The following is a 21,562-nucleotide window of genomic DNA, read 5'->3' on the forward strand; positions in this document are numbered from 1 at the left end:
GATGTCGTCATCATCGGCTCCGGCCCCGCCGCCCTCACAGGCGGTATGAGAGCGGCGGTAGCCACTTCACCTCTCGCCGCGGGCCGACCCGAGACGCCTCCGCCGGCACAAGCCGGGACATGCGGCCGGTCCAGGACGTTGGCGCAGCGGAGCGCTGCCTGATCGGATTCGCCCGCAAGAGATCCTGCTCGAAGGCCCACAGACAGAACTGGTTGACGGCCGCGGCCTCCCGGTCCCAAGCCCTGCGGTGATCACCGCGTGGGACGTCGGGATCAGACAGACTGTCCTCGACCGCGTCAGCGTCCCGCGCATCGGTCCCGGACGCCCGCGTACCAAGCCCCGCAAGGAGGGCGTACGGCTCCCGCGCAAACCGTCCTACCTGTGCAGACGCGAGATCTCCTGCATTATTCCCGAGAAGACCGATCAGATCCGCAACCGAAAGAAGCGCGGCACCCGCGACGGCAGGCCGCCCAAGTTCGACAAGACCGACTACCGCGAACGCCACGCTGTCGAATGCGGGATCAACCGCCTCAAGAGGCATCGGGCCGTTGCGACGCGATGACAAACGTGCTGTGCGCTACGAAGCCACCGTGGCCATCGCAGCGTTCAAGGAGTGGCTGTGAGAGCCCGCGTGGCGCCCATCGAGCCCGCATGAGGTTCATCGCGGAGGTTCCACGGGTGGCCAAGGAGCCCAGGAAAGAGCTTCACGCCAGCCCGGCCGCTCAAATGCCCAGCCCTGAAGCACCTCGGCAACAGGCTCCACGGCAAACACCCCGTGCTCGCGCGGCACGTGGGCCTGGAAGTGCCTGTCTGGGCCACCCTCTTGGTATTCAACCTGGTAGCTCAAGTCGTCGTTGAGATAGACCTGCATGTAGTGCTGGCCGACAGGTTCGATATCGAGCCGCTGGACAACGACAAAACGCCAGGTCAGGCTCATATCAGCCAGCAGATCGTGCAGCTGTTCCTCGGACGGGTCGTCCCATGCCGTCCCGTCCCACTCAATCGCCCGCAGCACAGGTGTTGCCATGATGGCGACTGTACTGGCCGACCATGCTGCGGATATCAGCGGGCGGCCGGTGTCCAGGCCCTGCAACGCGTCGTCATGCCCGGAAACGACCTCCTCCAGCCCGACGACGAACTTGCTGTACTTCTCGCCTCCACCCGCCTTACCGATCCCGAATCCCGTCGGGCCGCACTGCATGTCCTCATCGAAACCTGGTCGCACGTCTCCGCGGATTCGTGCGGTGACTGGCGGCCTGTGGCGTACGGTCGACCCTGCTGAGGCAGCACGCCGGCACGAACAGCGGGGCGGGCTGGTCCGAACCGAGATTCGCCTCGCGCCCCGGCGCCGCGCCCAATCGGCGTGGCGCTCCAGGCATCCACCACGGCCGCCGGTGGGGCGACGGCTCGACCATGCGCGGCGAGCTCTCCGGCTACGACGTGAAGGCCGCCGAACTCCCGCTGTCGGCACCCGTCGACGTCATGTCGCACGCGCTGTGTGCGCAGTTCACCCTGACCTGACGCATGCAGGACCGGACCGGCGTCAAGTTCGTCCGCATGACACTCATGGAGGACGGGACGGCCGGCGGGACCTGCGTCCACGGCGACTTCACCCACCAGGCGTACCGGGGCGCGTGGGGCCGGTGAACGAACGGTTCTGGATCGGCGCGGACGAGACCGAGCGCCGCCGTCGGGTCCTCGACGCGATGTACGCGCCGATCGGCGTCACAGCGAGGAAGGCTGCGATCTGTGTCCCGCATTGAGCACAATCTCTGTAGGTGATCGGGTGTCCAAGATTCGGGGTCAAGGACAAGGCCGGCCGCACCACAGGAACCACGCACACTTCCTTTACGTCTTAGGCGACACCCAAGGCGACAACGCCGTCGACACCGTCGGCTTCGATGCTGTCGTCCCCGTCCAAGACCGCTACCGCACCCACTCCCGGTCCCGGCCTCTATGAGGAAGAGCAGAAGGTCAGCTCGCTGTGCGGTAGGCAGTAGGCAAGCCGTGAGGGGCCCTGTCGCACAATGAGCACGACTACGAACACGTCGGCGCACCACACATCCACGATCGGCGCGCCGATCCGGCGCAACACCGAGCTCGCGCTGCTGGTGTTCGCCGTCGTGATCCCGGTGTTCGCCTATGCCAATGCGGGCCTGGCCATCAACAACCAGGTGCCGTCCGGCCTGCTGAGCTACGGCCTGGGCCTGGGCTTGCTGGCCGGGGTCGCCCATCTCGTCGTGCGGAAGTTCGCGCCGTACGCGGACCCGCTGCTGCTGCCGCTGGCCACGCTCCTGAACGGGCTCGGCCTGGTCGTCATCTGGCGGCTGGACCAGTCCAAGCTGCTGCAGTCGATCAAGCAGGCGGGAACGGCCGCGCCACGGCAGTTGATGTACACGGCGATAGGCATTGCGCTCTTCATCGTTGTCCTGATCTTCCTCAAGGACCACCGTGTCCTGCAGCGCTACACCTACATCTCCATGGTGGGTGCACTGTTCTTGCTGCTGCTCCCGCTGGTCCCGGGCCTGGGCGCCAACATATATGGCGCCAGGATCTGGATCCACGTCGGCAGTTTCAGCATCCAGCCCGGTGAGTTCGCGAAGATCGTGCTCGCGGTCTTCTTCGCCGGCTACCTGATGGTCAAGCGCGACGCACTGGCTCTGGCCAGCCGCCGCTTCATGGGCCTGTACCTGCCGCGCGGCCGCGACCTCGGCCCGATCCTGGTCGTCTGGTTCCTCTCGATCCTGATCCTGGTCTTCGAGACCGACCTCGGCACATCGCTGCTGTTCTTCGGAATGTTCGTCATCATGCTGTACGTCGCCACCAGGCGGACCAGCTGGATCGTCTTCGGTCTGCTGATGTCCGCGGCCGGCGCCGCCGGTGTCGCCGGCTTCGAATCGCACGTCCAGCAGCGTGTCCAGGCCTGGATCGACCCGATGAAGGAGTACATCCTCAGTCGCCAGGGCGTGGCCGGCCACTCCGAACAGTCGATGCAGGCGCTGTGGGCGTTCGGTTCCGGCGGCACCCTCGGCACCGGCCTCGGCCAGGGCCGCTCCGACCTCATCCGGTTCGCCGCCAACTCCGACTTCGTCCTCGCCACCTTCGGCGAGGAACTGGGCCTGACAGGCATCATGGCGATCCTGCTGATCTACGGCCTGATCGTGGAGCGTGGCGTGCGCACCGCCCTCGCCGCCCGCGACCCGTTCGGCAAACTGCTCGCCATCGGCCTGTCGGGCGCGTTCGCGCTGCAGGTTTTTGTCGTCGCCGGCGGTGTGATGGGCCTGATCCCGCTGACCGGTATGACGATGCCGTTCCTGGCGTACGGCGGTTCCTCCGTCATTGCCAACTGGGCCTTGGTCGGCATCCTGATCCGCATCAGCGACACCGCGCGCCGCCCGGCACCCGCCCCCAACCCCGAGATGGACCAGGTCGTCCGCCCGTGAACAAGCCGCCGGACGGCGACCGGATCGACTGGGTTCCAGGTCGTGGCGTGCTTCCTTCAGGTGGAGCGCGAACGCTGTCCCGGTCGCCGATCGGGTGTGTCAACTCAGCGGTTGATTTGCGTGGTTGAGTTACTTGGCGGCCGGGGTGAGTCGGTCTTCGGAGGCGATGTGGAACGAGTTCAGTGGTGCCTTCCAGCGCATGGTCCAGCGGTGTCGGCCCTTGCCCGTCGGGTCCAGCGACATCAGCGCCAGGTAGAAGTCCTTCAGTGCCGCGGACTCGTTCGGAAAGTGCCCACGGGCCCGGACCGCTTTGCGAATGCGGGTGTGTTGACGCTCACGATCGCGTTCGTCGAAAAGATCACCTTGCGGATCTCGACGTCGAAGGAGACGAAGTGCACGAACTCGGCCCATGCGTCGGACCGCAGCTTGACCCCTCCGGCGGCCGGACCGCCCAGCAAATGTCCGAGGCGTGCCGGGAGGCTGCGGGAGGAGGGCGGTCAGGCGTCGGCGGGTTCCGCCGGCAGGGCCCAGGCGGCGTAGCCGCCGAGGATGTCGGAGACGTCCTCGAAGCCGCGGTGCCGCAGGAGGCTGGCCGCGATCGAGGAGCGGTGGCCACCGGCGCAGTGCAGGACGAGGGGCCGGTCGGCGGGGAGCTCGTCCAGGCGCGCCGGCAGTTCGCTCAGGGCTATGTGCATGGCGCCCTCGATGAAGCCGTTCGTGCTGCGCTCTGCGCAGGTGCGTACGTCGATGATGAGCGGAGAGTTCTTCCCTCGCAGGGCGGTGCGCAGCTGTGCGGCAGTCAGGCGACTCGCGGGACTCACCTCCTCGGCCAGCTCTTTCAGGGCGTCCTCGGGGTTGCGCAGGTAGCCCAGTGCACGGTCGAAGCCGATACGGGCGAGGCGGGTGACGACTTCCTCCTCCCGGTTCTCCGGAGCCATGACAATCAGCTCGTCGGCCGGGTCGAGGACGGTGCCGGCCTGTTCGGCGAACCGGCCCTCGGCGGGTACGTTGACCGCCCCACGCAGGTGACCGTTGGCGAATTCCTGCGGGGAACGGGCATCGACCACGACCGCCCCCGCCCGCCGCAGCTCGGTGAACTCGGTCAAAGACAGCGGGCGGGGCGCCGCGGCCGGGTCGAACAGGAGACGTTCCTTGCGGTTGAGTTCCGCGTCGAAGGCGAAGTAACCGGGCGCGGCGGACTGGCCGGCGGTGACGAGTGCGACGAAGTCCTCACGGCTCATCGGCGCGCAGGCGTAGTTGGTGGCGCGCTGCTCTCCGATGGTGGACTGCTTCTCGGCGGAGAGGTTTTTGCCGCAGGAGGAGCCGGCGCCGTGGGCGGGGAAGACCCGGACCGCGTCGGGCAGTGCCATCAGCTTGTTCTGGACGCTGTCATGAAGCATCGCACCGAGTTCGTCGGCGGTCACGCCCACGGAGGCGAGCAGATCGGGGCGGCCGACGTCGCCGATGAACAAGGCGTCGCCGGTCAGCACCCCGTAGGGAACCGCGTCATCGGCGTGCTCGTACACAAGGACGCTGATCGACTCGGGGGTGTGCCCGGGGGTCTCCATGATCTGCAGGGTGACACCGCCGAGGGAGACACGTTCGCCGTCGGTGAGCTTGCGGATGGGGTACTCGGTCTCGGCGTGGCGGCCGTAGCCGATCCAGGCGCCGGTGCGGTCGGCCATCTCCAGGTGCCCGGCGACGAAGTCGGCGTGGAAGTGGGTGTTGATGACACCTACGACGGTGAATCCGTGCGCTTTGGCGTCGGCCAGGTACTCCGAGACGTCTCTGCGCGGGTCGACGACCACGGCCTGGCCGGTCGTCTCGTCGGCGATCACGTACGACGCCTGTGACAGGCAGTCGAGGTAGTACTGGGTGAAGAGCACGGCAAACCCTCCGTCGGGGGACGCGCACCCGGCCGGGTGCGGAAAGTTGATCGAAGGCGCGACAGCGCCTTCCGAATGGGTCCGGGGTTCAGGCTTCAGGCGGCCGCAGCCGCAGCGCCACGGTCGAGGGAGTCACCTGCCCGGGCCCATGCGACGGTGCCGCCTGCGACCGAGACGGCGTCCACGCGGAGAGCCTCAAGGCGCTCGGCGGCCCAGCCGCTGCGGTCACCACTCGCGCAGATCACGTAGACGGGCTGATCCCCGGGCAGGGCACTCACGACAGCACCGAGCGTGGACAGCGGCGCGGGGTGGTACCGGGCACGTGGCCGGCCTGGTACTCGTCGGGCTCCCGGACATCGATCACGCGCCGTTCACGAGCTGCGCCGCGAAGACGGTCAGATCCACTTCACGCATGAAGACTTCCTCGCTCTCAGATACCCCCATAGGTATTGATTGCCTCCGACTGTAGGCGGCCCTGCGAGAGGAAGTCAAATACCCCATGGGGTATCTTCCATCGCAGACGAAAAATACCCGTGGGGGTATGTTGACCCTGCAGGTTGTCGGATCTTGAGTGGAAGGAGGAGCGATGGAACAGCGGACCGGCGTGGTCCCGCCCACGCCTGGAGTGCGGCTGGGCCTCCGGGAGAACTGGGCCCAGTTCACTCTGCTCGTGATCGTCACAGCCAGTGTCGGTTCGCTCGTCGGCCTGGAGCGCACGACGGTCCCGCTCCTCGGCACTGACGTTTTCGGGCTGACGAGTAACCTGGCCGTCTTCTCCTTCATCGTCGCCTTCGGCCTCACCAAAGCCCTCACCAACCTCGCGGCAGGCGCCCTCTCGGCCCGTTTCCGGCGTCGGCAACTCCTCCTGGCGGGGTGGCTCGTCGGTGTGCCGGTGCCCTTCGTCCTGGCGTGGGGCCCGTCCTGGTGGTGGATCCTGGCCGCGAACATGCTGCTGGGTGTCAACCAGGGCATGACGTGGTCGATGACCGTGAACATGAAAATCGACCTTGTGGGGCCGGCACGCCGGGGTCTGGCCACCGGACTCAACGAGGCTGCGGGATACGTCGCTGTCGGTACGACGGCCCTGCTCACCGGCTACCTGGCAGCCTCCCACGGCCTGCGGCCGGCCCCCGAAGCGATCGGCGTGTTCTTCGTCGCCGCCGGGTTCGGTCTTTCGCTCCTGGTACGGGACACCAGCGCCCATGTCGCCCTCGAACTGTCCCGGATGCCGCCCGCCCAGGCCCCCAAGGAACGGAACCCGTCATTCGCCGCAGTGTTCGCGCGCACATCGTGGCGCGACCGCTCCCTGCGCGGCGCGAGCCAGGCCGGCCTCGTCAACAACCTCAACGACGGCCTCACCTGGGGCGTCTTCCCACTGCTTGGCGGTGAGCTGTTCGAGGACTTCCCCCAGCGCCCCGCCCTGACCTCGTACCTTGGCCGGGTGGTAGTCGGCTGCGTCGAACAGCGCCTGGACCTCGTCGTAATCCAGCGGGCGCCGGCGAGGAGCCGCCTCGTACTCCACGGTGTGCAGGACCGAGTTGCCCTCGTGGAAGACCTCCTGCGGCGCCCGCCCGAACCTTTCCAGGCAGGTCTCAACCCACCCGTGCGTGCAGTCGGTCCGTCGTGAGCGGGCGTGCCACGGTCAGGACATGGTCGGCGTCGCAGCCGACGTGTTCGTCCGGCACGGCTGTGAGGTACTCGGTGAGCACTATGGACACCATGTCCCTGGTGTCCGACGCGTCCGTGGCCCGGTACAGCGTCATCCGCTTTCAGGTGCGCGCCTGGTCGGGCTCGGTGTAGCGCAGCACCTCCTGGCAGTTCAAGACTGCTTCGGAAACGAGCTGGTGGACCGTACGGCGCATCGGCTCGGGAGCCGGCCTGGGGCGATCGAACTGCTGAAGGCGATCCTCGAGCATGCCAACGCTCTGCAGATCGAGGTGCAGCACGCGGCTCACCAAGCCGTGCTGGGCGGCAGGAGCATGATGGACGTGCTGATCGCTGACGAGGATCCCGCGGTGCGGGCGGCGGCTCGCGACCTGGCGGCAGCGATCGACAGCCATGCCTGCGCGGCCCGCTGTCCGGTCTGATGGCAGGCTCTCCTGGCATGTCGCGCCGCGCCCTCCGCCGCTGTTGCGTGCATGGCCGATGGCCGCACACCGGACGGTGTGTGGCCATCACTGCTTGCGGACCTGGACGTTCGGGGGGCGTGCCGGTCAGGGGAGTTCGCGGTATTCGGTGATGAGGTAGTCGGCCTCGTCGTCGATGGCATTCGCCAACCAATCGATGTGAATCTCAGTGGGGTGTCCATCTGCGGCAAATACCGCCTCCGCGACATCAGCCTGGCCTGCACGGGCCTTCTGGACATCAGTGAGGAGACTGCCAAGCGTCGGGACATCCTGCGGATTCTCTTCGACGGTACGCCGGGCCGGGGCGTCGAGGCCGATCGCCTTGATGACCTTCCCGTTCCCCACGGTGATCCGGTACTTTCCAAGGCCGCCCCGCTCTCCGGACTCGGAGAGAAGCCGGAAAGAATACCGATCCGGTTCGGACCATCGGGCTGCCTTTGCCTTGGCACCTCCTTCGGCGGCGGCCGGTGTGGACCCTGCGTCGCAGCCGACCACGGCGAGGGCAAGCGCAGCGGATGCGGCGAGCAGATACGTGCTGGATTTCGTCATGGCCAGGCCTTTCAGCAGCTCAGTTGCCCCTTCGACGGCGTCGCCATTGATTCGGTTCCTGCCCAGGCCTGCGCGGAGTTGATCTTCCAGGTCGACGCATGATGGGCATCCCAGGTGATGAAATCCCGGCAGTAGTTCACCGTGCCCGTGAGGCCGGTCACACTCACACGTGACCACGCGTCGCTCGCCCAGTTACTCAAGCGGGGTCCGCCGAATGCGCAGTCCGGCGGAAGCAGTCAGGGGGTGGGGCAGCCGTGCCGCTTGCCCGAGGCGGTGGCGTACGACTCCAGAACCCGCGTCAGCGCCGCGGGATCACTTGTTCCATGCGTTCCGACGGCGCCATCTGCCGCCTTGTCCTGGACGCGTACGAGCTTGAAGTAGGCGGTCCCGATGGCGCCCCCACATTCGATGGTGCGGGTGTATGCGCCCTTCACTGTTCCCGGATACCTGCCGTCTAGATACATCTCCTCCTCCGCAGACGGCCCGTAGTAGGCGGTCATACGGAACAGTTCAAATCGCCCCGGCTCATCTCGCATTGTTCCGTCAGTGCGCGTCCCGCAGGCTTCTCGGTGACGTCTGTTACGCGCAGCCGAGCAGCTTCACGCCCGGTCACCGCGCCACGGCAAGTGCCCGCCGCCCGGCTGACGGGCCGCATCGTCCACTCCGTGCGGTCGACAGTTCCTGGACGTTCGCCGAGCGCGCCCTCGCACCGGGCGTGGCCGGCTGCACGACGTGCCGTCTCGGTCGCGACACGTGCCACTTGGAGCACCTGCCGGGCGGAGAGATCCTCCGACTTCCAGCTCGTCTCGGCCGTGACAAGCAGACCAGCGCCCGCCATAGCCTTGCAGTCGACCAGCACAGCGGCTCCTGGCGAATACCCGCTTTCGAAGGACCCGGTCCAGCCGTGACCGATCGGCGTTGCCGACTCGTCCGCGGCGGGGCCGCTTGCCCGGTAGGCCGCCCGCGGCCATACCCGGAGCTTGAGGACCGGCCCGCCGTCATGGCCCTCGGCCCAGACCGAGCACCACTGGGAGTCGTAGCCGCCCCAGTTGCCGGTGTGACCGCGCGCCTTCAGCCTGGCGACGCCGAAGAACTCCCGCGCTTCCTTGACCGCAAGGGAGCCCTGGCACCGGTCTCCGAGGCCTTCGCCGTCACCGTCCTGGAACCAGACGCTCCAGGCCAGCCCGCCGGCAACCAGCACGAGGAGCAGCCCCCCGACGTACAGGGACAGTCTCAGCCGCGTCATTCGTTCCCCCCGGATGCGGTTGCATCAGCAATACGCCCACAGCGGTCGTGAGGGCCCTGCGCCCACCACGGTGCGCTGACCATCGGCGTGTTCTGCAGGGGCGACTCCGCTTCAGAAGTTCTCCCCTGTATCTTCGCCCCTCTCTATAGCCTACGAGTTCGAACGTGTAAGGGCTGTCCTACCTTCAATACGCGGGTCTGCTCCGGTCACTCGTAGGATCGGAGGGCCCAGGGGCTCCGGGTATGGCTGTAGAGGCTGAGCCGCTGGATGGCTCACGGGACTTGGCCGACCGGAGCCCCGCGACGACTCGACCGCTGATTGGGAGACCCGACTCCATCGCTCCTGCAGGACAACGTCGGCGAGGTCGTCTGCGGGATTGGTGTGGGACGAGTTGGCGGAGGGGAATGTGCCGGGGATCTGGGCCGGGGTGGACATCGGCAAGATGTATCACCACGCCGTGGTGATCGACGCGGGCGGCGAGCGGCTGCTCTCGCGCCGGATCCAGATCGACGGGACGGAGTTGCTGACACTCCTCGGCGGCGTGCTGGCGATATCCGACGATGTGCTGTGGGCCGTCGACCTCAGCCATGGTGGCGCCGCCTTGCAGATCGGCCTGCTGGCCGCCCGCGGTCAGTCTGTCGCCCACCACACTGGCCTGGCAGTGCACCGGGCCTCGGCCACCTATCGGTGCGGGGGAAAGACCGACGCGAAGGACGCCTTCGTCATCGCCGACCAGGCCCATGTCCGCCGGGGCCTGGGGCTGCTCAGGCCCGGTGACGAGATCGCCGTCGACCTGTGCATCTTGATCACTCGGTGCCTGGACCTCGTCTTCGACCGCACCCGGCAGATCAACCTTCTCAGGGCTCAACTGCTTGAAATCTTCCCAGCCTTGGAGCGGGGCGCTGGACTTGACCAACAAGGGTCCGATCACGCTTTTGGCCGGCTACCAGACTCCGGCAGCGATCCGCCGGACGGGTGTGAAGCTTATCGAGACCTGGCTGAAGAATCGCAAGGTGAAAGGCGCCGCCGCACTCGCCCGCACTGCCGTGGACGCCGCCCAGGCCCAGCACACCGCCCTGCCCGGCGAGAATCCGGCCGCCGCCAGGGTGGTCCGCCTCGCGAAGGGGGTGATGGCCCTCGACAAGGAGATCGCGGAACTCGACGCCCTCATCGAGGCCCGGTTTCGCGAACATCCGCACGCCGAGGTGATATGCAGCCTTCCCGGCATGGGCGTCAGGCTCGGCGCCGAGTTCATCGCCGCCACGGGCGGGGACATGAAGGCCTTCCGCAGCGCCGACCGCTTGGCCGGTTTCGCCGGCCTGGCCCCACAGCCCCGCGACTCCGGCCGCGTCGGCGGCAACCTGCACAGACTTCGCCGCTACCACCGCGGCCTGCTCCGGGCCATGTACTCGTCGGCGATGCCGGCCTCAAGTCCTGCCCCGCCTCCAAGGCGTACTACCAGCGAAAGTGGAGCGAGGGGAAAGGCCACAAACAGGCCCTCCTCGCCCTCGCCCGCCGACGCGTCAACGTCCTGTGGGTAATGATTCGTGACAGAGAGTGCTACAACGCTTCACTCCCCGTCGCAGTTGCGGCTTGACATCAGAATTGGGAAGTCCCGTATCCGTACCGACCGTGAGGCGAAGGCGCTGCCGAAGCTGTTCGCGCGACGTCTTGTCTACGCGTTTGTCGGCGCCGCTTGCTGCACGACCTCGAAGGACCACAGTGTGGACCCGCTTGCCGCCGGCTTGGGGCGCTCGCCGCTTTCCGTGTCGCTCTGGTGGGCTGTCTTCATGGGGCCCTCGAGCCAGGCTTGGAAGGACTCTTCGTCACGCCACCGCGTGTAGACGAGGTAGTTGTCGGTGCCTTCGACGGGGCGGAGGAGTTCGAACCACTCGAACCCGTCGGAGTTCTCCACAGCATGGGCACGGGAGGCGAAGCGCTTCTCCAGCGTCTCCCTCTGCTCGGCGGGGACGGTCAGTACGTTGATCTTGACTACGCTCATGGCCTCATCCTGCCGTACGGCGGTCGGCAGGATGAGGAGCGGCTCGTGCATTGCAGCTATTCAGCGCCGGAAGGAGGTGTCTGGGAAGGTCGTCGCAACTGGCTTGGTAGGCGGCGGCGATCGTGGCCTCCCACAGGGAGAACTGCAGGAGGAATCTGCTCAGCGGTTCCTGCTCGGGCACAGGGTGGCTGTCCTCGAACCATACGGTGGGGTCGGTGTCGGTGGCGCCCGGCTCCCAGGGGATCGACCGGGTCCAGCCGCCCTGGCACTCGACGCCGAAGACCAGGTGCTCCGCGCTGCTGTCGGGGCGTATTTCGTTGATCCGTTTGATCCGGTTGTGGCTGCCGAGGATGACCGGACGCTGCGTGGCGAGGCGGTAGAAGTCGGCCAGTGCCCGCGGGATGGAACCGGGTATGTCGGCAATTGGCTCCTGCGTGCTGGTTGCCGGGTACCAGTTCGTCAGGAAACGTTCGACGGCCTGGCCGGGGTTCCTGTGCACGTTGCCGAGCCACGCCAGACCGGGGAGTGGTGGCGGTGTGGCCGGCGGCCGGACCCGGTCGAGGATTTCGCGGTTCAGCGGCGGGCTGATCCGCAGTCGGCAGCGGATCAGTACGTCCTCGCTCGTCTCACACATCGAGACCCGACCGGTGCCGAGGTAAAGGCAGCCGCCATCGAGCCGGACGAAGAGGTGAACGAGCGGTTCCGGTGGTGTCCCCGCCGCGGTGAACGGCATGGGCCCCACGAGCCGTGACGCGACCGGGGGCGCCGGGCCGACCAGGCGGAACTCCTGGTCGTTCCACACCCCGCTGACTCCCGGTTCGTCACTGGGATCGGCGATGACCACCGTCGGTGAAGAACCGACGGCCACCATCGCACGGGGCACCGGGAACACTTCGCCGTCCCGGACCGGCAAGGCTGAGAGCCGCATCCGTATCGACCTGGTTCAGTGGAGTCAGATTCACCTGGGAAGGGTAGCCGCCGCGACGATCGGCCAGAACGGGAAGCAAGCAGTCGCCGGGCCCGGACCGTTGCCTGGGGAGGCAGCAGGCGTGCATACGGCCGAAGGCAGGGGAGGGGCAAGTATGGGGACTGTGCTGCTGGTGGCGTTAGCCGCCGCGGTCGCCGCAGTCGTTGTCACGGGCTTGGTACGCGCAGGGCGACGCGAAGCACAGGCCGAGAAGGCTCGGCTCGCCGAAGAAGCGCAGCGGCAGGCCCGCCGGTCGCTCGAGGCGGTCCGGGCAATGGACGACCGCGAGTTCGAGGAGTACATCGCCCAGCTGTGCCGCCGCGACGGCTGCACCGACGTGAAGCGGGTCGGTGGCGCCGGCGATCTGGGCGCGGACGTGATCGGCCGCCTGCCCGACGGCCGGAAGGTCGTCATCCAGTGCAAGCGGTATGCAAAGCATCGCACCGTCGGCAGTCGCGACATTCAGACGTTCAACGGCACAGCCCGCGCCGAACACGGCGCCGAGGTCCCTGTCTTCGTTGCCTCCTGTGTCTTCACTGACCCCGCCCGCAAGTTCGCCGCCCGGCAGCACCTCCTCCCGGAACCACAGCGTCTGCGACCCGAACAAGTGGGTGGAGGGCATCTTCACCAGCTTCCCGAACGACGTGGCCCTTGTGTACCCCAACGCCAAGGGCCACAAGAACGCCGCCGATCAGGTTTCCGCGGCGATTCTGGGCGCTCTGGGCGTGAGTTGAGCCATATCCGGCTCCCCAGCCGTTGCGCGCCCCAGCCCGGCCTGAACGCTGACGGCCACGAGGTCACCGCGGATCCCCGCGGTGACCTCCGGGGGCCTGCAGCGGAGCACCCCGAAGTAGGAGGGTGTCTCGGGCATCCAGATCGTCGAGGCAGAGCACACTGGGCGTGAAGGGCGTGCCGGACGCAATGCACCCGGTTAGTTGGCCACCGTGCACGTGAGTTGACCATTCTGAGCACGGCAATTCGTGCAGGTGCGACTGAGCGCTTCACCTGGCGGACGGGTGCGTGAGTTGGCTGGGCTGGGAGTCTGAGGTGGTGGGGCAGCCGGCCTTGGCGGCGGCCGGCAGAACCGCGGGCGCCTGCCCCCTCTGCTCCGGTCCGTCGCAGCGGCCGCGAGGCAGGCAGGCCGCTGCGCTTCCGCGCTAAGCCGAGAGCAGCATCGCGACCGCCACCATGGTAAGCAGCCCGATGTACGCCCAGGCGTAGGTGCGGTCGGGGATCCGTGGCGGGCGCCGCCGCAGTACTGCGATCACCGGCAGAGCTCCGAGGAGCAGCGCCGAGGCGGCGCGCAGGTCAATGAGACCCACCAGGTGCACGTGCGCGTCAGCGGGGGCGGGGGCGGGGACCGCGGCGCCGCCCAGGGACACTGCGGCGGCCGGGAGCGCGATGGCGAGGGTGAGGGGGTTGGCCAGCGCAGTCGCCACGTGCATCGTGTGCCCGGCCCGCCGCATCGCGGGGACGGTCATGACGCTGCCTCCCACGCCGAGGAAGGCGGCGACCGCGCCGACCGGCGCGCCGAGGACGGCTGGCAGCGGACGCGGAGCATCGGAGGTCGCCTCGACCAGGGGGCCCGGACGGAGGAAGCCGGGGCGCAGGAGCAAGTCGGCGATAGTGAGAGCGATGTACGCGACGAACGCCCAGCGGGCCAGATCGGCCGGGGCGAGGCGCGTGGCGAGCGCGCCGGCCGAGGCACCGGCGGCCAGCAGGAGGAGCAGCGTGCCGCTGCCGCGGAGCGCGAGGAGCACCCGCCGCGGTGTGGCGGCTGTCGCGAATCCCGCGTTCACCACCATCACCAGGGCCGAGGTGGCCGTCGCCACCCGCATCGCGTCCGCGCCGAGTGTTGCGTCCGCCCACACCACGACCGGCACCGCGACGAACCCCCCGCCGAACCCGAACAACACCGTCGTCGCCCCGGTGAGGAGTCCGATTCCGATCAATGCCACAACGTCCATGGGCCCCACTCCACCAGTTCCGACGGATTTCTCGCATGCGATGGTCGGCGCCGTTCTTTCGCGTCTCAGCCAGTAGGGTGGCTGGGTGAAGAACGTCTCCCTGGCCGACGTGGACCACGTCGACCGGGTCGTCCTGCCGATCGGCACCGACTACCCGCCCGGCCACGTACTGGACTGGCACGAACACCGGCGCGCGCAGTTCCTCTACGGCGCCACCGGGGTCATGGTCGTCGACACCGCCGACGGCACCTGGACCGTGCCGTCCGAGCGCGCCATGCTGATTCCGGCCGCTACCCGGCACCGGGTCCGCATGCTGGGGGTGAGCACCCGGAGCCTGTACATCGAGCCGGATGTCATCCCTTGGTGGCCCGTCACCTGCACGGTCGTGGACGTTCCGCCGCTGTTGCGCGAACTGCTTCTGGCTGCTGTCGAGTTCGAGATCGATTACAGCCTGTCCGGGCGGGAGGGAAGCATTGCCGCCCTCCTCCTGCACGAGATTGCCGAGCGCGCCCCGCTCCCGTTCCACGTCGGGATTCCCGCCGCCGCTGATCTCTCGAGGCTCTGCCGCGAGTACTTGGCCGCCCCAGACGCCGGCGTCACCAACGCCGCATGGGCCGCGAGGACGGCCATGAGCGAACGGGCCTTCACCCGGCGCTTTCGCTCAGAGGCCGGCGACAGCCCCGCCGTCTGGCGGGCCCGCGCCCGCCTGCTCGCGGCCGTGCCGCTGCTGCGCACCGCGTCGGTCAGCGAGGTCGGTGGCCGTCTTGGCTACGCCTCTCCCGCCGCGTTCACCGCCGCCTTCACGCGTGCCTTCGGCATGCCCCCGTCCCGCTTCGCCGCGAGCCGCCAAGGCGGCGGTCCCAGCCGCAGCCGCAACTCCTGAAGGCCCCGACGTCTCCGCTCACCGGCACCGACCGGGGTGAGACCGTCTTCCTCGTCCTGGGGGCCGAACCGAACCATCGGCACTGACATGGACCCTGGGACGCAACCCGATGCTCTGCACGTAGAAAGTGCCCTCCGCCTGGACCGACAGAACCCCTCAGCAAGTTCATCGTCCCAGGTCAGGAAGGCACTTTCGCGTTTTTGCCCCACCAGCCGCGGTACCCAAGTGAGACGGCGAGGTTAGGTTCTGGTTCTTCTGGTCGACAGGGGTCGGGCGTTACAGCAGCTTGGCGCCCGCCCAGTCGGCGTGGTCGCTGTTGATGCCGTCGCCCGCGTCGGTGACCTTCAGGACCAGGGACTTCACGCCCTTGATGCTGACGTCGATGGACCGGGTCGGGCTCGCCGACGTCATCACCGCCGGGGTCTCGTACAACTTGGTGCCGTCGCCCCAGACTTCGAACCTGACGGTCGAGTTCGCGCTGACCTCGTCATCGACGCCCACGTCCGACTGGAACCGCGAGTAGGCGCCATTCAGGGTGTACGTGACGGTGCTGTTGGCGTGCGTGCCGATGCCCTTGGCGTACGCCGTGCCGTTCAGCCTGATCGGGTTCCCGTCGACGCTCCGGTCCTTGCGCAGGGTCCCGAAGTCGCTCCGGGCGTCGCTCCAGGTGAGATCACTCAGATCGACCCTCTGTCCGTTCCCGCTGTCGGCGGTGGTGACGGAGACGGCGGTGCTGGCGCCGGAGGCGTTCTGGGCGGCGTCCACCGCCTTGACGGTGAACGAGTACGGCGTCGAGGCCGACAGCCCCGTGGCGGTGAAGCTCGTGCCCGCGGACGAGCCGACGAGCGTGGTGCCCCGGTAGATCTGGTAGCCGGTCACACCGACGTCGTCGGTCGAGGCCGTCCACCTCAGGTCCACGCTGTTCGAGGTCACGTTGCCCGCCGTCAGGCCGGTCGGCACGCTGGGGGCCGTGGTGTCGCCGACCGTGGTGCCGGCGCTCGCGGTCACGGACGCGCCGGCGGCCACCGGGACGGTCACGTAGGAGACCGTCTTGCCGTAGAGCGACTTGGTCTGCGGCGTCTGCGCGACACCGTTCACGGTGATCGTGGAGGGGGTTCCGTAGAACTGGGCCTCCCAGGTGACGGTGGAGCCGGAGTTGTTGGTCAGCGTGGAGGCCGTCGTACCGGTGTGCTTGAGCTTGAGGTCGTTGTCACCGACCTTGAGGTGGTCGATCTCCACCCACGGCGTCTCGGAGGTCAGCCGGGGGACGGTGGCCACCTTGTCGTGCGGGGCGTCCGGCTGAACGCCCATCATGCCGTCGATGACGCTGCTGACCGCGAGGAACGAGACCTCCGGGTAGCTGTTGCGGCCGGTCATGAGCTTCTTGAGCCAGGCCCAGCCCTCCGCGGATCGGTTGTACTGGTAGTACATCTCCGGCAGGTAGGAGGTCGCCTCAACGTTCAGGTCGTCGTCGTTGGCGGCGATGAAGTCCAGGTAGCTGTCGGTCCTGGCGCCGTGGTCGCCAAGACCGGTCAGCATCATCAGGAAGCTGGCCTCGTGACCCCAGCTGCTGTAGCCCGTACCGGCCGCGTCCTTGCCGCGGATGTACCGGTTGTTCGACGCGTCCCACCACTTCGACTCGAAGTGGTCGCGCACCCGCTTGGCCCGGTCGGCCCACTTCGAGCTGTTGGCGGTGTCGCCCTTCGCCTTCAGGATCTCCGAGTAGGCCAGCATCGACTGGTACTGGTACCCGAGCGAGTCGGCCGCCGAGACCAGCTTCTCGTTCGGGAACTCGAAGTACGTCGCCGTGTACTCCCCGTCCTGCTTCTTCGAGACCGGCTGCTCACTGGAGGGGTTCGCGTCGTTCCACACCACCTCGTGGTCGGTCAGGAACTTGCCCATCGTCGAGTCGTAGTACGCGGAGAGGGCCGGGTCGTTGATCCAGTCCGCATTGCCCGTCCACTGGTACTGCTTGTACGCCTTGGCCATCACGTTGAACGGTGACGGCAGCTCCCGGAACCCGGTGCCGTCGATGTAGTACATGGCGCCGTGCGAGCTGTGGGCCCACAGCGGCCAGCCGTTCTGGCCCGGATCGTCGGCGTCGTCGGCGAAGGTCTTCAGCATGCTGAGGGTCTCGGTGTCCAGGCCGAGCGCGTGCGCGCCGTCGGACTGGTGGGAGATGTCCCGGTTGTAGAAGGATTCCCGGTTGGTGTAAGCGCCCCAGTAGCCGGGGGTCACCGAGGTGTGGGTGGAGTCCTTGAGGCGCCACCACTCCGGTTCGTGCCCCATCATCGGGTTGCCCGGGTAGAAGGTCATGCCGAGGGCCCGGTTCTTGCCCCAGTCGAAGCCTTCGTTCAGCGTCGCGTTCGGCGAGTTGATGGTCAACGTGCTGGTCGGTGCACCGACATGGGCCTGGATCGTGATCCTGTCCACGCGCGGCACCTCGTCGGCGGAGGTGGCCGTCAGCTCGATGACGTCACCGGCCTTGAGCGCGACCTTGCTCGACGTCCGGGTGTCGATGTTCACCGGGTCGGTGTAGTCACGGCCGTAGCGCAGGGTCGTCGCCCAGGAGTCCACCTGGGTGGAGTTCACGGTGAGCTTGTACGTCACTCCGTTCGCGGTCTTGCTGTTGTAGCGCGTGATCAGGTCGTACATCCCGTCGGCGCCGTCGAAGGTCGTCCTGGCGGTGCTCGTCTGTCCCGACGCGCCTCGGGCGTAGGTGACGTTGTCGACCGACTTGCCGTTCCAGGTGTGGTCCACGGTCTCCGTCGCGAAGTTGGTCAGCGACATGTTCTCGACTTCGAGCACGTAGGGCCCTGCCGCCGACCCCGCCACCGCGGGTGGAGCGGGCAGGGCCGTCGCGGTGCCGACCGTTGCCAGTACGGCGGATAGTGCACAAGCCAATCGACGCATGCGTGATCGATCCTTTCGCGTGGGGGGCGTTCCTCGTTCCGAGGACGGTCGACCTCAACCGCCCAGCCGTGGGGTGTGGAACGTGCCGGGGCGGAGCGCTCCCGGCGGCTGCAGGCGGCTCCATCCGCTGCGCGCCATGTTGGAAGAAGTTGACCTGTGTTGCATATTGAGTACTTCACGCGAAGCGCTGTCAATAGCTGCGACCGGATCGGCCGTTGCGCTTTCACTCCCGTGCAGACCTGGCCCCCCATCCCGATCCCGATCGTGTCGGCTCGGATGATGTCGAGTCTCCGCAGGTCAGCGACGTGACACGATCGGGCGGCACCGAGTGGCCGAGGCAGGACGACCCCACCGGGAACGCCTCGCACGACCCGGGCTCGATCGACAACTTGCAAGGATGGCTGACTCTAGTTCAGAAAAGTTTCAATGTGATATTGCATGCCGCGACAAGCGTGAGTAGCGTCCTGGTCCGCAAGGCTCATCACCGCACACCCAGGAGCAGCCCCAGGCTGGCGCGTCATGGCCGGGAGGGGCCCGGTTCCGGGCCGGCGCTGTGCCGAACTGGTCGGTGGGCCGCTGGACGGCCTGTTGCTCGACATCACCGGCTGGACGCAGGAAGAGATCGACAGCAGTTTCACCTCGTGGGTGACGGGCTTGCTGTATCCGCTGCTGCCGCTGGGGGCAGCTGCACTGGCCGCCCCCACGACGACCGGAGTGATCATCGTGGGCATCGGACCGTCCAGGCCGACCGTGGTGTCCAGGGGCGTGACGAAACCCGCCGCCCCGTCACGGAGCGTGCACGCGATGCGCGTGACCGAACGGGGACACACCAGGGAACGCGGGCGACCAGCGCATCCAAAACCGTTCGGGATGCGCGCAGTGCCGGGCAGTGGGTCCAAGACTCACTCCTGCTCACTGATTAGGAACGGTGCACGCTCTCGTAGGGGCAACCCCGCCGTCACCGTGGGGCCTCAGGGGCGTGGTGCCTGGCTGCCCGCCCGGACCGCGTCGGTGCCCCAGTGCGCGAGGAGGCGCAGAGCCTCCGCCGACGCGGAGCCCGGCTCCGCGTGGTACACGCACAGGAACTGTTCGTCGTCGTCCGGGAGATGCAGAGTCTCGTACGCAAGGGTGAGGTCGCCGACCAGCGGATGCCGCATCCGCTTCACGCCGTGACCCTTCTCCTTCACGTCGTGCGTGGCCCACAGCCGCCTGAACTCTTCGCTCTTGACGGAGAGTTCTCCCACGAGCGCCGACAGGTCCGGGTCCTCCGGGTGCTGGCCCGCGTACAGCCGCAGATAGCTGACCATGTCGGACGCCTTGGAGTCCCAGTCCAGGAACAGCTCGCGGTAGTCGGGGGAGAGGAAGGTCAGCCGTGCCCAGTTGCGCTCCGTGGGCGGCAGCTTGCCCCAGTCGCCGAACAGCGCCGCCGCCATCCGGTTCCAGGCGAGGATCTCCGAGCGCGCCCCGCCGACGTACGCAGGCACGCCCTCCATCGACTCGAGCAGTTGCTCCAGCGCCACCCGCACCTGTTGCCGCTTGGACGCCCGGTACTTCCTGCGCTGCGGCTTCGGCTTGGCAAGGCGGGTGAGGTGCGCATGCTCGGCGTCGGTCAGGCGCAGGGCGCGCGCGATCGAGTCGAGCACCTCCGCCGACACATTGCGCCCGTTGCCCTGCTCCAGGCGTGTGTAGTACGCCACCGAGACCCCGGCCAGCTGTGCCAGCTCCTCGCGCCGCAGCCCCGGCACCCGCCTGTGCCGCCCGTGCGAGGGGATCCCCACGTCCTCCGGCTTGAGCCGGGCCCGCCGGGTGCGCAGGAATTCACTGAGCTCGGCTCGGCGGTCGAGGCCGTCGGAGCGGGCTGCCTGTCCGTCGTCAGCGGCGGGGGTGTCGTCCATGACTCCAAGTATTCCCGGTCGTACGACCAGGAGCCTGACCCCGTCAGTAGTGGGACCACTGGACGTACGCAAAGCGGTGACCTGGGTGAACAGGCTGTGAGGAGGCACTCTGGAGAACATGACCACGACTGTTGCTGCATACGCCGTTCCCAGCGCCAAGGCCCCGCTGGAGCGCACCACCATCGAGCGCCGCACGGTCGGTGAGTTCGACGTCCTGATCGACATCAAGTTCGCCGGCATCTGCCACTCCGACATCCACCAGGCCCGCGAGGGCTGGGGCGAGGCAATCTTCCCGATGGTGCCCGGTCACGAGATCGCCGGCGTCGTCGCCGAGGTCGGCTCCCGTGTGACGAAGTTCAAGGTCGGCGACCGGGTCGGCGTCGGCTGCATGGTCGACTCCTGCCGCGAGTGCGAGAACTGCAAGGCCGGGCAGGAGCAGCACTGCGTGCGAGGGAACGTCGGCACGTACAACGCCATCGGCCGCGACGGCGAGCCGACCTACGGCGGCTACTCACAGAAGGTCGTCGTCGACGAGAACTTCACCGTCCGCATCCCGGACGGGCTGTCACTGGACGTGGCCGCACCGCTGCTCTGCGCCGGCATCACCACGTACTCCCCGCTCAAGCACTGGGGCGCGGCCCCCGGCAAGAAGGTCGCCGTGGTCGGCATGGGCGGCCTCGGCCACATGGCCGTGAAGATCGCGCACGCCCTCGGCGCCGAGGTCACGGTCCTCTCCCAGTCGCTGCGCAAGAAGGACGACGGCCTGAAGCTGGGCGCCGACCACTACTACGCCACCAGCGACCCGGCCACCTTCGAGAACATGGCCGGAACCTTCGACATCCTCCTCTCCACGGTGTCGGCGCCCCTGGACTTCGGCGCGTACCTGAGCCTGCTGAAGACGGGCGGCGCCCTGGTGAACGTCGGCGCCCCCGAGGAGCCCGTCGCCTTGAACTTGTTCTCCTTGATCGGCGGCAACAAGACCCTCGCCGGTTCGATGATCGGCGGCATCGCCGAGACCCAGGAGATGCTCGACTTCTGCGCCGAGCACGCCCTCGGCGCCGAGATCGAGCTGATCGAGGCGAGCCGGATCAACGAGGCGTATGAGCGTGTCCTCGCCTCGGACGTGCGCTACCGCTTCGTGATCGACACGGCGACGATCTGAGCCTCGCGGCTTTACCAAGCGGGTAATCGACGCCCTCCCCGGGCTCCGGCAGGATCACCCATATCCACCGGATCCCGAGGAGGGCTCGCCCATGACCGCCTACGTCATAGCCGTTCTGCGTCCCACGCCCCCGGTGCATGCCGACGTCCTGGAGTACATCGAGCGCGTGCAGGGCATCTTCGAGCCGTACGGTGGGCGCTTCCTCTCGCACGGCAAGCCCGGCGAGTGGGTGGAGGGGGAGCGGGTCGGCGACCTGGTCGTGGCCGAGTTGGGGGTGCAGGGGCGGCATGGTCGGGAAACGTGAACGTGCCGCCGCCGGAGGTGTTCGCGATACGAGTGACGAGGGAGTCGGGCCTGAAGCGCGACCAGACAGCGTCGTAGGCGTCTATCCGTGCGCGCCGCTGCCGTTGCAGCTCGTCGGCGAGCGGCGCGGGGGTCCCGGGGATCCAGCGGGTACCGATCGCATTGAAGGCGAACGATGCCTTCGGGCCGCTTTCTGTGTGGCCGGTTCGTTGTGGTGCGG

Annotated in this window: 20 protein-coding genes and 3 pseudogenes; 10 read left to right on the forward strand and 13 right to left on the reverse strand. The window is 67.8% G+C overall.

Annotated elements, in window-relative coordinates:
- The first annotated feature begins 247 nt into the window (after positions 1 to 247).
- Entirely contained in the window at positions 248 to 562 is a 315-nt protein-coding gene (locus tag NRF20_RS42835; RefSeq protein WP_398633896.1) for a hypothetical protein, read from the forward strand.
- 96 nt (positions 563 to 658) lie between these two features.
- Here the strand turns inward: NRF20_RS42835 and NRF20_RS42840 are convergent, their stop codons facing one another.
- On the reverse strand, positions 659 to 1,201 hold the full coding sequence (locus tag NRF20_RS42840) for a hypothetical protein (protein ID WP_398633895.1): 543 nt from the start codon (positions 1,199 to 1,201) through the stop codon (positions 659 to 661).
- A gap of 323 nt (positions 1,202 to 1,524) precedes the next feature.
- Between NRF20_RS42840 and NRF20_RS42845 the strand changes: the two genes are divergently transcribed.
- Complete coding sequence (locus NRF20_RS42845) at positions 1,525 to 1,647, forward strand: hypothetical protein (RefSeq protein WP_398633894.1); 123 nt, start codon at positions 1,525 to 1,527, stop codon at positions 1,645 to 1,647.
- 380 nt (positions 1,648 to 2,027) lie between these two features.
- On the forward strand, positions 2,028 to 3,443 hold the full coding sequence (locus NRF20_RS42850; RefSeq protein ID WP_398633893.1) for an FtsW/RodA/SpoVE family cell cycle protein: 1,416 nt from the start codon (positions 2,028 to 2,030) through the stop codon (positions 3,441 to 3,443).
- Between the two features lie 129 nt (positions 3,444 to 3,572).
- Here NRF20_RS42850 and NRF20_RS42855 read toward each other — a convergent pair.
- From NRF20_RS42855 to NRF20_RS42865, 3 genes and pseudogenes are all read right to left on the reverse strand, one after another.
- Positions 3,573 to 3,889, reverse strand: a pseudogene (locus tag NRF20_RS42855) (transposase); the annotation flags it as partial.
- A 51-nt stretch (positions 3,890 to 3,940) separates the two neighbouring features.
- Positions 3,941 to 5,329 carry an MBL fold metallo-hydrolase gene (locus NRF20_RS42860; RefSeq protein ID WP_413754296.1) on the reverse strand — a complete coding sequence of 463 codons (1,389 nt, stop codon included), beginning with the start codon at positions 5,327 to 5,329 and terminating at the stop codon, positions 3,941 to 3,943.
- Between the two features lie 95 nt (positions 5,330 to 5,424).
- Positions 5,425 to 5,639: pseudogene (locus tag NRF20_RS42865) on the reverse strand (rhodanese-like domain-containing protein); the annotation flags it as partial.
- Positions 5,640 to 5,915: 276 nt separating this feature from the next.
- On the opposite strand from NRF20_RS42865, the gene NRF20_RS42870 reads away from it, so the two are divergent.
- Both NRF20_RS42870 and NRF20_RS42875 read left to right on the forward strand, forming a co-directional pair.
- A complete protein-coding gene (locus NRF20_RS42870) occupies positions 5,916 to 6,956 on the forward strand; it encodes an MFS transporter (RefSeq protein ID WP_413754297.1) in 1,041 nt (346 codons plus the stop codon).
- Between the two features lie 22 nt (positions 6,957 to 6,978).
- The gene (locus NRF20_RS42875; RefSeq protein ID WP_398633889.1) at positions 6,979 to 7,416 is read left to right on the forward strand and encodes a hypothetical protein; all 438 of its coding nucleotides are present in this window, start codon (positions 6,979 to 6,981) and stop codon (positions 7,414 to 7,416) included.
- Between the two features lie 126 nt (positions 7,417 to 7,542).
- Here NRF20_RS42875 and NRF20_RS42880 read toward each other — a convergent pair whose 3' ends face one another.
- The 4 genes from NRF20_RS42880 to NRF20_RS42895 all read right to left on the reverse strand — a co-directional run bounded on the left by NRF20_RS42880 (position 7,543) and on the right by NRF20_RS42895 (position 9,250).
- On the reverse strand, positions 7,543 to 8,004 hold the full coding sequence (locus tag NRF20_RS42880; protein WP_413754298.1) for a DUF6174 domain-containing protein: 462 nt from the start codon (positions 8,002 to 8,004) through the stop codon (positions 7,543 to 7,545).
- A gap of 11 nt (positions 8,005 to 8,015) precedes the next feature.
- Positions 8,016 to 8,165: a hypothetical protein gene (locus tag NRF20_RS42885; RefSeq protein WP_398633887.1), complete on the reverse strand. Its 150-nt coding sequence runs from the start codon at positions 8,163 to 8,165 to the stop codon at positions 8,016 to 8,018.
- 75 nt (positions 8,166 to 8,240) lie between these two features.
- Positions 8,241 to 8,504: a hypothetical protein gene (locus NRF20_RS42890; RefSeq protein ID WP_398633886.1), complete on the reverse strand. Its 264-nt coding sequence runs from the start codon at positions 8,502 to 8,504 to the stop codon at positions 8,241 to 8,243.
- Positions 8,501 to 9,250 (reverse strand): hypothetical protein, encoded by a 750-nt coding sequence (locus tag NRF20_RS42895; protein WP_413754299.1) that lies wholly within the window; start codon positions 9,248 to 9,250, stop codon positions 8,501 to 8,503. The genes NRF20_RS42890 and NRF20_RS42895 overlap by 4 nt, the downstream gene beginning before the upstream one ends.
- A 406-nt stretch (positions 9,251 to 9,656) precedes the next feature.
- On the opposite strand from NRF20_RS42895, the pseudogene NRF20_RS42900 reads away from it, so the two are divergent.
- A pseudogene (locus tag NRF20_RS42900) lies at positions 9,657 to 10,847 on the forward strand (IS110 family transposase).
- 78 nt (positions 10,848 to 10,925) lie between these two features.
- Here NRF20_RS42900 and NRF20_RS42905 read toward each other — a convergent pair.
- The gene (locus NRF20_RS42905; protein WP_398633884.1) at positions 10,926 to 11,252 is read right to left on the reverse strand and encodes an antibiotic biosynthesis monooxygenase family protein; all 327 of its coding nucleotides are present in this window, start codon (positions 11,250 to 11,252) and stop codon (positions 10,926 to 10,928) included.
- 4 nt (positions 11,253 to 11,256) lie between these two features.
- Positions 11,257 to 12,180: a hypothetical protein gene (locus tag NRF20_RS42910; RefSeq protein WP_398633908.1), complete on the reverse strand. Its 924-nt coding sequence runs from the start codon at positions 12,178 to 12,180 to the stop codon at positions 11,257 to 11,259.
- Between the two features lie 313 nt (positions 12,181 to 12,493).
- Between NRF20_RS42910 and NRF20_RS42915 the strand changes: the two genes are divergently transcribed.
- Positions 12,494 to 13,123, forward strand: coding sequence for a restriction endonuclease (locus tag NRF20_RS42915; RefSeq protein ID WP_413754682.1), 630 nt, complete (start codon positions 12,494 to 12,496; stop codon positions 13,121 to 13,123).
- Between the two features lie 253 nt (positions 13,124 to 13,376).
- On the opposite strand, the gene NRF20_RS42920 is transcribed toward NRF20_RS42915, so the two are convergent.
- Positions 13,377 to 14,186 (reverse strand): TSUP family transporter, encoded by an 810-nt coding sequence (locus tag NRF20_RS42920; RefSeq protein ID WP_413754300.1) that lies wholly within the window; start codon positions 14,184 to 14,186, stop codon positions 13,377 to 13,379.
- Positions 14,187 to 14,271: 85 nt separating this feature from the next.
- Between NRF20_RS42920 and NRF20_RS42925 the strand changes: the two genes are divergently transcribed.
- Complete coding sequence (locus NRF20_RS42925) at positions 14,272 to 15,069, forward strand: AraC family transcriptional regulator (protein WP_413754301.1); 798 nt, start codon at positions 14,272 to 14,274, stop codon at positions 15,067 to 15,069.
- 276 nt (positions 15,070 to 15,345) lie between these two features.
- Here NRF20_RS42925 and NRF20_RS42930 read toward each other — a convergent pair whose 3' ends face one another.
- Together NRF20_RS42930 and NRF20_RS42935 are read right to left on the reverse strand one after the other, a co-directional pair.
- Positions 15,346 to 17,982, reverse strand: a complete 2,637-nt coding sequence (locus NRF20_RS42930) for an NPCBM/NEW2 domain-containing protein (protein ID WP_413754302.1) — start codon at positions 17,980 to 17,982, stop codon at positions 15,346 to 15,348.
- A 971-nt stretch (positions 17,983 to 18,953) separates the two neighbouring features.
- Entirely contained in the window at positions 18,954 to 19,877 is a 924-nt protein-coding gene (locus NRF20_RS42935) for a helix-turn-helix domain-containing protein (RefSeq protein WP_398633880.1), read from the reverse strand.
- A 118-nt stretch (positions 19,878 to 19,995) separates the two neighbouring features.
- Between NRF20_RS42935 and NRF20_RS42940 the strand changes: the two genes are divergently transcribed.
- Positions 19,996 to 21,039 (forward strand): NAD(P)-dependent alcohol dehydrogenase, encoded by a 1,044-nt coding sequence (locus tag NRF20_RS42940; protein ID WP_398633879.1) that lies wholly within the window; start codon positions 19,996 to 19,998, stop codon positions 21,037 to 21,039.
- Positions 21,040 to 21,130: 91 nt separating this feature from the next.
- Entirely contained in the window at positions 21,131 to 21,343 is a 213-nt protein-coding gene (locus NRF20_RS42945; protein ID WP_398633878.1) for a DUF1330 domain-containing protein, read from the forward strand.
- Positions 21,344 to 21,562 lie beyond the last annotated feature (219 nt).

It is taken from the genome of Streptomyces sp. R-74717, assembly GCF_047305335.1.
Lineage (GTDB): Bacteria > Actinomycetota > Actinomycetes > Streptomycetales > Streptomycetaceae > Streptomyces > Streptomyces atratus.

What these genes read in the sequence shown, in the direction of transcription:
- NRF20_RS42840 (WP_398633895.1), bottom strand. Translation starts at nt 1,201, where the DNA reads ATGCAGTGCGGCCCGACGGGATTCGGGATCGGTAAGGCGGGTGGAGGC.
- NRF20_RS42845 (WP_398633894.1), top strand. Translation starts at nt 1,525, where the DNA reads ATGCAGGACCGGACCGGCGTCAAGTTCGTCCGCATGACACTCATGGAG.
- NRF20_RS42850 (WP_398633893.1), top strand. Translation starts at nt 2,028, where the DNA reads ATGAGCACGACTACGAACACGTCGGCGCACCACACATCCACGATCGGC.
- NRF20_RS42870 (WP_413754297.1), top strand. Translation starts at nt 5,916, where the DNA reads ATGGAACAGCGGACCGGCGTGGTCCCGCCCACGCCTGGAGTGCGGCTG.
- NRF20_RS42875 (WP_398633889.1), top strand. Translation starts at nt 6,979, where the DNA reads ATGGTCGGCGTCGCAGCCGACGTGTTCGTCCGGCACGGCTGTGAGGTA.
- NRF20_RS42880 (WP_413754298.1), bottom strand. Translation starts at nt 8,004, where the DNA reads ATGACGAAATCCAGCACGTATCTGCTCGCCGCATCCGCTGCGCTTGCC.
- NRF20_RS42890 (WP_398633886.1), bottom strand. Translation starts at nt 8,504, where the DNA reads ATGACCGCCTACTACGGGCCGTCTGCGGAGGAGGAGATGTATCTAGAC.
- NRF20_RS42895 (WP_413754299.1), bottom strand. Translation starts at nt 9,250, where the DNA reads ATGACGCGGCTGAGACTGTCCCTGTACGTCGGGGGGCTGCTCCTCGTG.
- NRF20_RS42905 (WP_398633884.1), bottom strand. Translation starts at nt 11,252, where the DNA reads ATGAGCGTAGTCAAGATCAACGTACTGACCGTCCCCGCCGAGCAGAGG.
- NRF20_RS42910 (WP_398633908.1), bottom strand. Translation starts at nt 12,180, where the DNA reads ATGCGGCTCTCAGCCTTGCCGGTCCGGGACGGCGAAGTGTTCCCGGTG.
- NRF20_RS42915 (WP_413754682.1), top strand. Translation starts at nt 12,494, where the DNA reads ATGGACGACCGCGAGTTCGAGGAGTACATCGCCCAGCTGTGCCGCCGC.
- NRF20_RS42920 (WP_413754300.1), bottom strand. Translation starts at nt 14,186, where the DNA reads ATGGACGTTGTGGCATTGATCGGAATCGGACTCCTCACCGGGGCGACG.
- NRF20_RS42930 (WP_413754302.1), bottom strand. Translation starts at nt 17,982, where the DNA reads ATGCGTCGATTGGCTTGTGCACTATCCGCCGTACTGGCAACGGTCGGC.
- NRF20_RS42935 (WP_398633880.1), bottom strand. Translation starts at nt 19,877, where the DNA reads ATGGACGACACCCCCGCCGCTGACGACGGACAGGCAGCCCGCTCCGAC.
- NRF20_RS42940 (WP_398633879.1), top strand. Translation starts at nt 19,996, where the DNA reads ATGACCACGACTGTTGCTGCATACGCCGTTCCCAGCGCCAAGGCCCCG.
- NRF20_RS42945 (WP_398633878.1), top strand. Translation starts at nt 21,131, where the DNA reads ATGACCGCCTACGTCATAGCCGTTCTGCGTCCCACGCCCCCGGTGCAT.